Below are 12,797 nucleotides of genomic sequence, written 5' to 3' on the forward strand. Positions count from 1 at the left end.
AGGGTAAGGATAAGGTTAAAGGAGGAGGAAGCTCCGGAAGAGTTTTTGTTCAACCTTCTTAATAAAGTTCTCGGAATTGAAAGAAGAGAATACGAAAATATAAAGAGAAGTGACGGTTCTGTAACACTATACGTTAGGGACCCCGTCTTACTCGGGAAGATACAGGAGGTAAGTGATAAATACGCTTCCATAATTGAGGTGAAAATTGAGAAAGAATCCGTAGGGGAGCTTTTCTCAAGGGTTTACACCGCTATAAAGTCTAATCCGGGTTTACTCATATCGTGGTCCGTTGCCTTTTTAGTTCTATCCATACTATCCGCACTTCCTTACCTCGGAACACTTTTCGGTTTATCCTTAAACGCCTTTCTAAACGCTTTTATACTACACGTGATAAGTAAACTTAAGTCTACCGACTATAACGACAAAGAGGAGCTGAAAAGGGCTTTCAGAAGTATAAAGTTTGAAGAAACCTTTATAAAGTTCTTTAAAGGGGGCTTAGGAATTTCTATAGGATTTTCGCTCGTAAATGTAATATTCCTCTCTGTTCTTATCGTCTTTTCCCTTATATACGCGAATAGCATTCCCAACTGGAACATTGCACATACAAACAAACTGGTCTTTGTCCTTCTTGCCCTTGCGGTTCTTTTCCTTCTTTGGGAGTTATACGTTATACCTTTGCTCTTCTCAAGGGTTGCAGAAAGGGAACCTACAAATTTTATAAAATCTTTAAAAGCGACCCTTGAGATATTAACGCCCGATTTCGTCAGAGAAAGTTTTTCGGGTGATTACGTAAGTGTGGGTATCCTCTGGTCCTTTTTATTCACGGTTATGTTCGGAGGAGCCATACTCCTTAGTGTATTCCTCGTAACCATACCGCTGGCCTTTTTGGTTATGTATGCACTCTCACTTGAGCTTGCCTTCATAAGCCTTGAGTATAACGACAAAAAGATAGGAAACCGTTCCTTCTTAGATAACAATAGTTAACGCTGTAAGAGCATAGTGTTAAAGATTTGAGTTTGGAATTTGGGCATTAAGGAATAAAGGTAAGTGCATTTAAGGAGTTTCAAATACGCAAGTAGGGTAGTTAGCTTTATAGGAGTAGGAGTAGGGGAAGAGATACCTCTCTCCTCTGCGTGTCTTTTCCCTCAAAAATATAGGTGCTCTTACCTTAATATCCTTTCTCTAAAAGCTTTTTTATTCTCTTTGGAGTCTCTATCTGAATTTCCTTCCATATCCATTTCTTTCCTTCAGGAACCTTTACCTTTAGCTATATCTTTTCCTCGCTCACTCTTAGCTTCTTAAACTGTCCTTTTTCTACTCCGTCATCTGCATCCGTTAAAACTACATTCCCCTTAAATTCTGGTCTCTTAAGCTCAAAGTATGAATTTACCTTCTTTGACTTCTTTATCAGGTTCTTAACCTGTCTTTGGACGCTGTGGATAAACAATGGACTTTGAGAGAGTTTGAAATGCTTTTTGATTTTAAACTCAGACCAAAACACAAGACAAGGTTTTGAGTAGATAGGCTCAAATAGCTCCTTTCTTTCTATTTGATACCTGATGATTCTTCCTGAGAGTTCTAAAGAGTTTCTAAATATTCTTGAGGGAACAGAAGATGGTCTTTCAAAAATGGGTCCTAAAGTTTTATACGCTTTTTTGTTGGTTTTGAGTTTCTCAAATCCTTCTTTATTCCACAAGTTTTGAAGTTCAAAGTTTACAAGGGCTTTGCTTCTCTCAAAGAGATTGTGAAGGTAAAAGTTAAGGTATTTAGGGAGTTTTACCTTTTGGGAAAGAACTACTTTGTTTTCAGTTTGTTTTCTTTTCATCTTTGTGTTCTTCTTTTGCTTTACAGTTAGAAAATCGGTTAACTGTTAACAACCCCTATGGGCAAATACCTCCCTGAAGAACCTGTAGGCCATTCCGACGGAGAAAATAAGTATGGCAAACTTAAGGAGAGGTTTGTAAATGAAGCCTCTATCCCAGAAATCAGACTCGGAGCATCCGAAGCAGGGATGTCCCGACTGTATGGGAAAGCTCAGGCTTCCGTTCCACCTTATCGTGGGGCACGCGTTCCTCGTTATTGGGTCCTTACACCCAAGTTTATAAAGGCCGTATCCCTTTCTCGCCTTTTCGTCGTCAAAGGATTCCGCAGACTTACCGGCGTTGTAAAAGGCTCTCTTGTAACACCTGTCGTGAATGGCTTCCCCGTATAATGTCTTAGGTCTTCCTAGAGTATCAAGGGGAGGGAGATTTCCGAAGGCAAGATAATGAACTATCGTCGCAACCATAATGTCCCCTATAGGGGACATCCTGGAACGTTTACAACCGTTTTATTCTTTACAACCTCGTACACCGGAACAGCTCCGTGGAATTATGTGAGGCTTTCGGAATTCCTCCCCAAGATGCGCAACTTCCCACCAAAACCACGAATGCAGCATTCTCTGCAGCTTCTTTCAGAAGCTTGTAGTTTAACTTTCCACCTACGGTGCAGTAAACACCGTTCGGAGTCACGGATCCCTCAACAACAAGTATATACTTACCTTTATACTTCTCTATAGCTTCCTTTTTGACTTTTCTGCGTAATCCCTCGAAGGTGCCATAAGCATTTCGTGGTACTCAAGGGATATGAAGTCAAGTAGTACTTCGGTAGGAAGTAGGGAGGTTGACCTTATAAAGGATTCTGTGCATCCTGCCCAACCCTGTAATTCAAGCCGTATTACTACGGATTTGGGCTTTGTTTCAAGAGCCTTTGCCACTTTTGGCATGAGAGAGGTAGGAAGTCCTAAAACCGCAGTCGTTAAGGTTGCAAACTTAAGGAAATCCCTTCTTGTATAACCTTTCCATAGGAGGCAATATATCCTGGCTTTTATCATGTGCGAATTTTTAAAAGGGAACGAATGCAAAATCCTCGTTCTGGAGCTCTATGAGGGTTATCCAGCTGTTGGGGACAACTTCTATAAACTCGGGGACTTTCTTTATCTTCATTCTGTTCATCGCTATGTTACACGCCTTTATATCAATCTCGTAAAGCTCCTTTAACGTTCTCAGTTTAGACTGTATGAGTTTTATCTTCTCTCTCTTTTCCTCGGGATACTTCTTCAGGTCTCCGTCAACGACCGGAATACAGTAAGAGTGTATAGTTATAACGAATTTGTAGGATTTACCCTCCCTTACGAGCATTTCCGCGGTTTTTTGAATGAGGGATAATCTAAGATTTATCCAGTTGAGGTCTCCGACTGCGCAATCAAAGACCGCCTTTAAAACTTTTTCTCCCGAAAAGGAAAAAGAAATTATTATTAAAAGGGAAATAAAAACTCTTTTCATAATTCACCCCCTAAAACTTAATTTATGAAAAAGTAAAAAACAGGAGAAGAAAAAATAAGTGCGTCAAACCTGTCCGTGAATCCACCGTGTTCCCCGAAAACGTTTGAAAAGTCCTTAACACCGTATTGTCTCTTTATGAAGGACTTAAAGTAATCTCCTACAACACCCATACTCACGGTAATTAAACCTATAAAGAAGGCTTTAAAAAACTCTTCGGGGAGAAATAATCCGTAGAACACTGATGCAGGAATTAATCCGCCTAAAAATCCTTCAAGGGTTTTCTTCGGTGAGATTTTTGGAAACAGAGGGATTTTACCCAAGTGCTTTCCCGTATAATAGGCAAAAACGTCGTTTATCCATATACCGAATATAAAAACTAAGGTGATGTATACTCCCTTTTCCCTTATACCTATCAGGTAGGAAAGGAAGAAGGCGGGATAAAATCCGAGAAATATCGTTTTTATAAAAGAGTTTATTGACCATGTTTTATATCCCCTGTATAAAGCCACAAGTCCTATTAAGGGATAAGCAAGGGGAGCAAAAAGATAATGGGTCAACAGTATGAAGGGTGAAAATAAGGAAACGTCTTCCGTTAAAACCTTAGAAATCTCTTTTGATACAAAGTAGGAAAGCAGACATACAAAAACCGCAAATATGGGAAGCGGAAGAAAGGTAATTAATATCACACTTAAGCCTATTATTATTCCGTAAGTTTCCCTACTCATCTAAAACCCTTCCGAACTTTCTCTTTCTCCTTGAGAAGTCCTCAAGGGCTTTCAGAAACTCCTCCCTGTTGAAGTCAGGCCATAGGGTCTCGGTAAAGTAAAGCTCTGTGTAGGCTAAATTCCAGAGTAGGAAGTTAGATATCCTCTTTTCACCTGCGGTTCTTATAAGGAGGTCCGGGTCCGGAGAGCAAGAAAGGTCAAGCAAACTTGAAAAAAACTCCTCGGTTATCTCTTCCCTCTGAAGCTTTACCGCTTTTTTTACGGCTCTCAGTATATCATCCCTTCCCCCGTAATCAATAGCGAGATTGAGAAATAAATTTTTAAATCTCCTTGACTCTTCCTCTATTTCCTCCATCAAATTTAAAAGTTCCCTGCTTATTCTGTCCCGCCTTCCTATGAAGCGAACCCTTACTCCCAGTCTATAAATCTTCTCCTTCTTTGTGTGAAGGTATCTCCTGAGGAGCTCAAATAGAGCTTCAACCTCTTCTTTCGGTCTATTCCAGTTTTCGGTTGAGAAGGCAAAAAGTGTTAGGTGTTTTATGCCGAGTTCTATTGAGAACTCAATAATATCCTCCGCAACTTCAGCACCTTTGTAATGTCCGGCTATACGGGGAAGTCCCCTTTTCCTCGCCCACCTTCCGTTTCCGTCCATTATTATCGCTACGTGTTCGGGAATCTTTAAACTCATTCCTCAGGTTTATATAAAATGTTCTCAGCTTTCTCAACCAAAGGGGAGTTAGGAAACTCCATCTTAAGGGTTGTAAAGTATTCCTTTGCTTTATTTACCTCACCCTGTTCCGTGTACACCTTAACGAGCATGTAATAGGTATCCGGGAGTTTATTACAGTCGGGCAACGTCCCTCCTTTACACTTCTCTATGAGCGTCTCAAATATCTGAAGGGCTCTTTCGGTATTCCCGAGCTCGTAGTAAATCATACCCAGCCAGAAGTAAGCGTTATCCGTAAGGTCTGTTTTGGGATACCTCTTAATAAAATCAACGAAAAGGTCCCTTGCCTCGTTCAACCTTTTCAATTTGTAAAGTTTTAGAGCTTCCTTATAATCCTCTCTCGGGTCTCCCTCAACCTCCGGAATCTCCCCTAGTTCTTCTTTCCCTACTCGTTCTTCTTCTCTTTTTATTTCTTCTTTAGGCCTTAAGTACATTTCCTTTTTTATCTCTCCTATCTCCAGAGCTATTTTGTCCATCCTTTCGTTTATTAACGCTATCTTTTTATCTGTTTTCTCCAAGTGTTCTTCAAGCTTAGCGACCCTTGTTTCCAGTTCGCTTATCCTTTTTTCCATATTTTTTATTTCCTTTTCTGAGACGGGCGCACACGCCATTATAAGCAAAGGAAGGAGCAGTATCCCCTTTCTCATGACCAGTATTATATTAACAGATACCATGGAAAGATTTCTGATAATAGCCGGGCCCTGTGCAATAGAAAGCGAATCGTTAGTATTGAAAGTAGCGGAAAGGATTAGGGAGCTTCAGGATAAATTTAAGGACGTTGAGTTCGTATTTAAGTCTTCCTTTGATAAGGCTAACCGCTCCTCCATACATTCTTTCAGGGGGCACGGACTTGATTACGGTCTTAACGTCCTCAGGCGTGTTAAGGAAGAGTTCGGGCTGAAAACTACGACGGATATCCACGAGAGTTGGCAGGCTGAACCGGTCGGTGAGGTCGTTGATATAATTCAGATACCTGCATTCCTGTGCAGGCAGACCGACCTACTGCTTGCCGCAGCAAGGACGGGAAAACCGGTAAACGTTAAAAAGGGGCAGTTCTTGGCTCCTTGGGATACGAAGAACGTAGTTGAAAAGCTTAAGTTCGGAGGGGCTAAGGAGATTTACTTAACGGAGAGGGGAACGAGTTTCGGTTATAACAACCTTGTAGTTGATTTTCGCAGCCTTCCCATAATGAAACAGTATGCAAAGGTTATTTACGATGCTACCCACAGCGTTCAGCTTCCCGGAGGTCTCGGAAACAGGTCAGGAGGTATGAGGGAGTTTATCTTTCCCCTCCTCAGGGCAGCAGTAGCTGTGGGTTGTGACGGTGTTTTTATGGAAACCCACCCCGAGCCCGAGAAGGCCTTATCCGACTCAGCTACCCAACTTCCCTTAAGTGAGCTTGAGAGGATAGTTGAGGCGATACTTGAGATAAGGGAAGTGTCTGAGAAGTATTACGAGAAACCTGCAAATGTTTGAGGCTCTTTTTGTAAGCCTTAAGCTCGCTTTTTCCACAACACTCATCCTTATGTTTCTTTCCCTCCTGTTATCTCCCCTTATAGCCTTTAAGGATTTTAAGGGAAAGGGTTTTCTCGTTTCTCTCTTTACCCTTCCCCTTGTTCTCCCCCCTACGGTTCTCGGTTTTTACCTTATACTCTTACTCTCTCCCGAGAGCTTTCTCGGAAAGTTAGCCCAAAAAATATTCGGCAAGTCACTCCTTTTCACTTTCGAGGGAATACTTCTTGCTTCACTGGTTTACTCCTTCCCCCTTGCCGTCCTTCCGGTGATTAACGCTATGGAGAAAGTTAAGAAAGAATACGTAGAAACCGCCTACATATTCGGTTACTCACCGATAGAAACCTACGTTAAAGTTATTCTTCCCCTTTCCACCGAGGGTGTAATTACCGCTTCCATTCTTGTTTTTGTCCATACCCTTGGAGAGTTTGGTGTAATCCTCATGGTTGGTGGGAACATACCGGGAGAAACCCGAACCTTATCCATATACGTATACGATAGCGTTCAAGCCCTTGACTACAAAAGTGCCCATATAGCGAGTCTTATTCTTCTCTCTATTGCCTTCATATCAACGGTTCTCGTATACCTGTTCGGTAAAAGAAAAGGCTTAAAATATTAACGTTATGAAAACGTATGAAGGAGAGCTGGTAGCCGAAGGTTTAAAATTCGGCATAGTAGCCTCCCGTTTTAACCATGCGCTCGTTGATAGACTCGTTGAGGGAGCTATAGACTGTATACTGAGGCACGGAGGAAGACAAGAAGACATAACACTCGTAAGGGTTCCCGGTTCATGGGAAATCCCCGTAGCAGCGGGAGAGCTTGCAAGAAGGGAAGATATAGACGCTGTGGTAGCTATAGGCGTTCTTATAAGGGGAGCTACTCCTCACTTTGATTACATAGCCTCTGAGGTATCAAAGGGACTTGCTAATCTTTCTTTGGAACTGAGAAAACCCATAACCTTCGGTGTGATAACCGCTGATACCCTTGAACAGGCGATAGAAAGAGCAGGAACAAAGCACGGAAACAAGGGTTGGGAGGCCGCACTTTCCGCAATAGAAATGGCTAATCTATTTAAGAAGCTAAGATGAGATATCGGAAGAGTGCAAGGGATACGGCTTTCTTAGTTCTATACAGTTGGGACCTGAGAGGAGACAAGCCTTCGGAGATATTTAAAGAAGTTATTGAGGAAAAAAACATTCAGAATAAAAACACTTACGAGTATGCTAAAAAACTCGTTGAGACTACGGTAAACAACGTAAGCGAGATAGACGCAATAATAGAAAAACACCTAAAAAGCTGGAGTATAGACAGGCTGGGTTATGTTGAGAGAAACGCTTTAAGACTCGGTGTAGCGGAACTCTTATTCTTGAAATCTCAGGAGCCCGGAAGGGTGTTTATAGACATAATAGACATAGTAAAGAAGTTTACCGACGAGAAGGCTGCAAAGTTCGTAAACGGCGTTTTATCCGCAATATACAACTCATTTCTTAAAAAGAAGAAAGAGAAGGTTAAGAATTAAGGTGAGGATAACACTCAGAAGAATAGATGTTGCTATAGGTATGTAAATCGTAAAGTTGTCCCTCTTTATAAGAATGTCACCGGGCAGTTTTCCTAGCCCCAGGGGAAGTTTTTCAAATAGTATTAACAGAATACCTGTGATAGCAAGAATTACTCCGAAAATCACTAATAGCTTTCCTATTTCCCCCATCACTTAAATTGTAGTTTATGAGACAGATTTCCGTAATAGGTTCCTCAAAGGCAAGTGAAGAAGAGTATGAGGTAGCTTACAGACTGGGTAAGGAGTTTGCGAAAATGGGGCTCGTAATTGTTTGCGGGGGGAGGACCGGTGTTATGGAAGCTGTGTGCAAGGGTGCAAAGGAAGAGGGAGGCCTCACGATAGGTATCCTCCCTTCGTACGACGGACACGAAGCAAATCCTTACGTTGATGTAAAGATAAATACGGGTCTTAACTGGAACAGAAATCCTCTCGTGGTTGCAAGCGGTGAGATGGTCGTAGCCATAGGGGGAAACTACGGGACCCTTTCCGAGATAGCCTACGCCTTAATACTCGGAAAGTATGTGGTAGGGTATAAAACCCACAACGTTGAAGGTGTGAAACAGTTAAGCTCCGTTGAGGAGGTTGTAGAAGAGGTGAAAAAATTCTTCGGGAGGGTTTAAATGAAAGTGTTTATAACGGGTTCTACGGGATTTGTAGGGAGGCATATAACAAAAAAACTCCTTGAGGAAGGACACGAAGTAGTTGCAGGCGTAAGAAACCCGAACAAGTTAAAAGGACTCTTTGGAAACTCGGTGAAAGGTATAAAACTTGACTTTGAAAGTAAAGAGAAGGTTTTTGAGGTGTTAAACAGGGAAAAGCCGGACGCTGTAATCCACCTTATAGGTATCCTTTACGAGATTCCATCTAAGGGTATTACCTTCTTTAAAGTTCACTACCTCTACACGAAATATCTTGTGGAAGCTTCAAAAAATGTAGGTATCAGGAAGTTTATATTCATGAGTGCCCTGGGAACCTACGACCTTGCACCTTCATGGTATCACCAAACCAAGAGGTGGGCGGAGAAAGAGGTTATAAACTCGGGCATTAACTACACTATTTTCAGACCTTCTATAATCCTCGGCCCTGAACAGAAACTTTTTTACGATATGAACAAGATTACTAAGTTTCTTCCGGTTGTGGCACTACCGGACTTCGGTAGGTATCCCTTTCAGCCCGTTGATGTGAGGGACGTTGCCTGTGCCTATGCGGAGGCTCTTAAAAACCCCGAAACCGACCGAAAGATTTACGAGCTTTGCGGAACAAAAGTAGTGAGCTTTAAGGAACTTCTCTCGGATATATTCTCCCACTGGAATAGAAGGGTTTTAATGTTTCCCCTTCCAAAAAGTCTTATGTATATGCCCGCATACGTTCTTGAAAAATTCCTTGAACCTCCACCCTTCTCAAGGGACCAGCTGAGGATGATGTGGAAGCCTAACGTTTGTGGTGTCCTGAAAGACGAAGCGGTGGAAGACGGAATAAAAGCTATTTGTAAGAGAGAGCCTATCTCTTATGAAGAAAGTATTAAATGGAGTTTAGAGCAATTTGATATAATATTTAATAGATAATGATTCTCAATTAGGAGGTGGAAAGATGAGAAAACTCGCTTTAGCCCTGGCACTTTTTAGCACCGTTGGCCTCGGAGCAAGTGAGAAGGGAAACTCCGAGGATATGAAGCTCCTTGAGATGGCAAGACAGTATTTCAAACCGCTTCCAAAAGTAGCGGAAAATCCGGAAAATCCCGTTACCCCAGAGAAGGTTAAGCTCGGAAAGATGCTTTACTACGACCCCAGACTCTCAAAGAGCGGGCTGATAAGCTGTAATACCTGTCACAACCTTGCAAGATACGGAGTTGATAACCTCCCGACATCCATAGGGCATAGGTGGGCAATAGGACCAAGGAACGCCCCCAGTGTTTACAACGCAGCTATACACATAGCCCAGTTCTGGGACGGAAGGGCTAAAGACGTTGAAGAACAAGCCCTCGGACCCATAGTAAACCCCATAGAAATGGCAAACACAGAGGAAAACGTTGTCAAGACCCTTAAATCCATTCCCGAATACGTTGAGCTCTTTAAAAAAGCATTCCCAAACGATAAAGACCCCGTTAAATACGTGAATATAGGAAAGGCTATAGGAGCCTTTGAGAGAACGCTCATGACACCCTCAAGGTTTGACGAGTTCCTAAAAGGAAACACCGATGCCCTCACGGAACAGGAAAAGAGAGGACTAAAGACATTCATAGAAGTAGGTTGTGCAGGTTGTCACAACGGTGCGGGTGTAGGTGGACATATGTTTGCGAAGTTCGGAGCAATAACCGAGTACTGGAAGATAACGTACCCCTACGTTCTTAAGGACAAGCCCACAATAAAGGTTGACTTCGGTAGATTCGGTGTTACCAAGAACGAGGCGGATATGTTCGTATTTAAGGTTCCCTCCCTTAGAAACGTAGAGCACACCTACCCCTACTTCCACGACGGAAGCGTATGGAACTTAGAAGATGCTGTTAGAATAATGGCAAAAACACAGCTCGGAAAAGAACTTACAGACCAACAAGTTAAGGACATAGTTGCCTTCCTGAAATCCCTCACCGGAAAGATACCCGAGCAGGCACTGGAAGTGCCCGAACTTCCCCCTTCAAGGAAAAACACCCCCAAACCTCAGTTCTGAGTCCTTTCTTTTTTTTCTTAAATTTTTTTTGTCTTTTTAAGCCCTTAATAATATTTGCCATACAAAACTTGACAGAAATTTACTAAATTTTTATAATAAAGACAGGAAAAAAGGAGGTGATAAAATGGCGGAAAAGAAAGAAAAAATAATAGGAATAGACTTGGGAACGACGAACTCGGTTGTAGCGGTTATGATGGGAGATGAGGCGGTAGTAATCCAGAACCAAGAGGGTTCAAGACTCACCCCCTCTGTTGTTTCCTGGACTAAGGAGAAGGAGGTTCTCGTAGGAGACCCTGCAAAGAGAAGAGCTATTCTAGACCCCGAAAACACGGTATACGAGAGCAAAAGGTTTATAGGAAGGAAGTTTGAAGAGGTGAAGGAAGAGGCAAAGAGGGTTTCCTATAAGGTTGTTCCTGACGAAAAGGGAGATGCGGCTTTTGATATACCCAATGCAGGAAAGCTCGTAAGACCCGAAGAGGTAGGTGCCCACGTTCTCAGAAAACTTAAGGAAGCTGCAGAAGCCTTTTTAGGTGAGCCGGTAAAGAAAGCTGTAATAACGGTTCCCGCTTACTTTAATGAAAGACAAAGACAGGCAACGAAGGACGCGGGAAAGATAGCAGGTCTTGAAGTGGTAAGGATACTAAACGAACCTACGGCAGCCGCAATGGCCTACGGGCTCCACAAAAAGGAAAACGTAAGAATTCTCGTTTACGACTTCGGTGGAGGAACCTTTGACGTTTCTATACTTGAAGGAGGAGATGGTGTTATAGAAGTAAAGGCTACCGCGGGGGATACCCACCTCGGAGGAGCAAACATAGACGAAAGGATAATGGAATGGCTCATAGAGGAGTTCAAGAAGGAACACGGGATAGACTTAAGACAGGACAGAACAGCACTCCAAAGGTTAAAGGAGGCTGCGGAACAAGCAAAGAAGGAACTCTCCTTCAAGATGGAAACCGAGATAAATCTACCCTTCATCACGATAGACCCCAATACAAACCAACCCCTTCACCTCCAGAAGAAGCTAACGAGGGCAAGACTTGAGGAAATGATAAAGGACCTGATAGACAGGACGATAGATATAGTCAAACAAGCTCTTGAGGATGCAAAACTCAAACCCTCCGATATAGATGAAGTAGTTCTGGTAGGTGGTTCTACAAGAATACCCCTCGTTCAACAAAGGATAAAAGAGTTCTTCGGAAAGGAACCCCACAAGGGATTAAATCCCGACGAAGTAGTGGCTATGGGAGCCGCTATACAGGCAGGTGTTCTTGCGGGAGAGGTAAAAGAAATAGTTCTCGTAGATGTAACCCCGCTCTCCTTAGGAGTTGAGACTTACGGAGGTGTTATGACGGTTCTTATACCCAGGAACACACCCATACCCGTTAGGAAGTGTGAAGTGTTCACGACTGCTCAAGACTACCAAACCGAGGTTGAGATACACGTTCTACAGGGAGAAAGACCTCTTGCAAAGGACAACAAGTCCCTTGCCAAGTTCTACCTTACGGGAATACCTCCCGCACCAAGAGGTGTTCCGAAAATAGAGGTCTGCTTTGACATAGATGCGGACGGAATACTGCACGTTACCGCCAAAGACCTCGGAACGGGTAAAGAACAATCCGTAAGGGTTGAAATATCCTCTGGACTCACACCCGAAGAGATAGAAAGGATAATAAAAGAGGCGGAAGAACACGCGGAAGAAGACAGAAAAAAGAAAGAGCTCATAGAGGCTAAGAATCAGCTTGACCACCTGGTTTACCAGCTTGAAAAGACGCTTAAAGAAGCGGGAGACAAAGTTCCGGCAGACGTAAAGCAAGAAGCGGAAAAGGTCATTGAAGAAGCAAAGAAGACTATAGAAACCGCAACGGATATAAACGAAGTAAAGAGGGTTACCGATAAAGTTCTTCAGGTATCTTCAAAGCTCGGAACTACCCTTTACGGAGAAGCGGGGAAGACTGAGAAGAAGGGCGAAGGGGGAGAAGGAGAAGTGGAAGCCAAACCCGTTGATTAACCCCTCTTTCCTTCCTTTACTACTTTTTTTTAATGAACGACGAGGTATTAAGGATAATTAAAGAACCCGTAGTCGTATTCTTTATCTGGTTTGCTTTCTTCTACATCAGGTACCCCGGAACTGCAAATTAAGGACAGGATGTATTCAAATGATTGGATTTTACAGTTCTCGGGCTCAACCCAATCAAAATTTTATATTCATTTGACTATATTTTGGCAATAGTTTCTAAAAAATTGATACCATACCCGTATGATGTAAAAATTTCGTTGAGCCT

Annotated in this window: 18 protein-coding genes; 9 read left to right on the plus strand and 9 right to left on the minus strand. The window is 42.6% G+C overall.

The annotated features are described in order from the left end of the window. The coding region (locus ACWB1W_RS02450) for a hypothetical protein (RefSeq protein WP_479369811.1) at nucleotides 1–984 on the plus strand (984 nt) is incomplete at its 5' end. A 283-nt stretch (nucleotides 985–1,267) separates the two neighbouring features. Here the strand turns inward: ACWB1W_RS02450 and ACWB1W_RS02455 are convergent. Genes ACWB1W_RS02455 through ACWB1W_RS02490 form a run of 8 tightly spaced genes read right to left on the minus strand, consistent with a single transcriptional unit; the run spans nucleotide 1,268 to nucleotide 5,347 of the window. Continuing rightward, nucleotides 1,268–1,825 carry a hypothetical protein gene (locus ACWB1W_RS02455; RefSeq protein ID WP_479369812.1) on the minus strand — a complete coding sequence of 186 codons (558 nt, stop codon included), beginning with the start codon at nucleotides 1,823–1,825 and terminating at the stop codon, nucleotides 1,268–1,270. A gap of 45 nt (nucleotides 1,826–1,870) precedes the next feature. Continuing rightward, nucleotides 1,871–2,308, minus strand: coding sequence for a hypothetical protein (locus ACWB1W_RS02460; RefSeq protein ID WP_479369813.1), 438 nt, complete (start codon nucleotides 2,306–2,308; stop codon nucleotides 1,871–1,873). Between the two features lie 28 nt (nucleotides 2,309–2,336). Further along, on the minus strand, nucleotides 2,337–2,510 hold the full coding sequence (locus tag ACWB1W_RS02465; protein ID WP_479369814.1) for an NADH-quinone oxidoreductase subunit B family protein: 174 nt from the start codon (nucleotides 2,508–2,510) through the stop codon (nucleotides 2,337–2,339). A 41-nt stretch (nucleotides 2,511–2,551) separates the two neighbouring features. Then, entirely contained in the window at nucleotides 2,552–2,872 is a 321-nt protein-coding gene (locus tag ACWB1W_RS02470) for a twin-arginine translocation signal domain-containing protein (protein WP_479369815.1), read from the minus strand. A 10-nt stretch (nucleotides 2,873–2,882) separates the two neighbouring features. Then, a complete protein-coding gene (locus tag ACWB1W_RS02475; protein ID WP_479369816.1) occupies nucleotides 2,883–3,323 on the minus strand; it encodes a DsrE family protein in 441 nt (146 codons plus the stop codon). 17 nt (nucleotides 3,324–3,340) lie between these two features. Further along, nucleotides 3,341–4,048 (minus strand): phosphatidate cytidylyltransferase, encoded by a 708-nt coding sequence (locus ACWB1W_RS02480; RefSeq protein WP_479369817.1) that lies wholly within the window; start codon nucleotides 4,046–4,048, stop codon nucleotides 3,341–3,343. Further along, complete coding sequence (uppS, locus tag ACWB1W_RS02485; protein WP_479369818.1) at nucleotides 4,041–4,736, minus strand: polyprenyl diphosphate synthase; 696 nt, start codon at nucleotides 4,734–4,736, stop codon at nucleotides 4,041–4,043. The genes ACWB1W_RS02480 and uppS overlap by 8 nt, the downstream gene beginning before the upstream one ends. Further along, a complete protein-coding gene (locus tag ACWB1W_RS02490) occupies nucleotides 4,733–5,347 on the minus strand; it encodes a tetratricopeptide repeat protein (protein ID WP_479369819.1) in 615 nt (204 codons plus the stop codon). The genes uppS and ACWB1W_RS02490 overlap by 4 nt, the downstream gene beginning before the upstream one ends. A gap of 100 nt (nucleotides 5,348–5,447) precedes the next feature. Between ACWB1W_RS02490 and kdsA the strand changes: the two genes are divergently transcribed. The 4 genes from kdsA to nusB are packed head-to-tail and all read left to right on the plus strand — an operon-like array spanning nucleotide 5,448 to nucleotide 7,806. Then, on the plus strand, nucleotides 5,448–6,251 hold the full coding sequence (gene kdsA, locus ACWB1W_RS02495) for a 3-deoxy-8-phosphooctulonate synthase (protein WP_479369820.1): 804 nt from the start codon (nucleotides 5,448–5,450) through the stop codon (nucleotides 6,249–6,251). Beyond that, nucleotides 6,244–6,906: a molybdate ABC transporter permease subunit gene (gene modB / locus ACWB1W_RS02500; RefSeq protein WP_479369821.1), complete on the plus strand. Its 663-nt coding sequence runs from the start codon at nucleotides 6,244–6,246 to the stop codon at nucleotides 6,904–6,906. Before kdsA ends, modB begins: the two co-directional genes overlap by 8 nt. 4 nt (nucleotides 6,907–6,910) lie before the next feature. After that, a complete protein-coding gene (gene ribH, locus ACWB1W_RS02505; protein ID WP_479369822.1) occupies nucleotides 6,911–7,375 on the plus strand; it encodes a 6,7-dimethyl-8-ribityllumazine synthase in 465 nt (154 codons plus the stop codon). Next, a complete protein-coding gene (gene nusB / locus ACWB1W_RS02510; protein ID WP_479369823.1) occupies nucleotides 7,372–7,806 on the plus strand; it encodes a transcription antitermination factor NusB in 435 nt (144 codons plus the stop codon). Before ribH ends, nusB begins: the two co-directional genes overlap by 4 nt. On the opposite strand, the gene ACWB1W_RS02515 is transcribed toward nusB, so the two are convergent. Then, the gene (locus ACWB1W_RS02515; protein ID WP_479369824.1) at nucleotides 7,768–7,995 is read right to left on the minus strand and encodes a DUF2905 domain-containing protein; all 228 of its coding nucleotides are present in this window, start codon (nucleotides 7,993–7,995) and stop codon (nucleotides 7,768–7,770) included. The genes nusB and ACWB1W_RS02515 overlap by 39 nt on opposite strands. A gap of 17 nt (nucleotides 7,996–8,012) precedes the next feature. Here ACWB1W_RS02515 and ACWB1W_RS02520 point away from each other — a divergent pair, with 17 nt between their 5' ends. The 4 genes from ACWB1W_RS02520 to dnaK all read left to right on the plus strand — a co-directional run bounded on the left by ACWB1W_RS02520 (nucleotide 8,013) and on the right by dnaK (nucleotide 12,523). Continuing rightward, complete coding sequence (locus ACWB1W_RS02520) at nucleotides 8,013–8,465, plus strand: TIGR00725 family protein (RefSeq protein ID WP_479369825.1); 453 nt, start codon at nucleotides 8,013–8,015, stop codon at nucleotides 8,463–8,465. After that, nucleotides 8,466–9,410: an NAD(P)H-binding protein gene (locus tag ACWB1W_RS02525; RefSeq protein ID WP_479369826.1), complete on the plus strand. Its 945-nt coding sequence runs from the start codon at nucleotides 8,466–8,468 to the stop codon at nucleotides 9,408–9,410. It begins immediately after the preceding gene. Nucleotides 9,411–9,435: 25 nt separating this feature from the next. Further along, nucleotides 9,436–10,512, plus strand: coding sequence for a cytochrome-c peroxidase (locus ACWB1W_RS02530; RefSeq protein WP_479369827.1), 1,077 nt, complete (start codon nucleotides 9,436–9,438; stop codon nucleotides 10,510–10,512). A 124-nt stretch (nucleotides 10,513–10,636) separates the two neighbouring features. Further along, a complete protein-coding gene (dnaK, locus tag ACWB1W_RS02535; RefSeq protein ID WP_479369828.1) occupies nucleotides 10,637–12,523 on the plus strand; it encodes a molecular chaperone DnaK in 1,887 nt (628 codons plus the stop codon). The last annotated feature ends 274 nt before the right edge of the window (nucleotides 12,524–12,797 follow it).

The organism is Aquifex sp. (assembly GCF_056494385.1).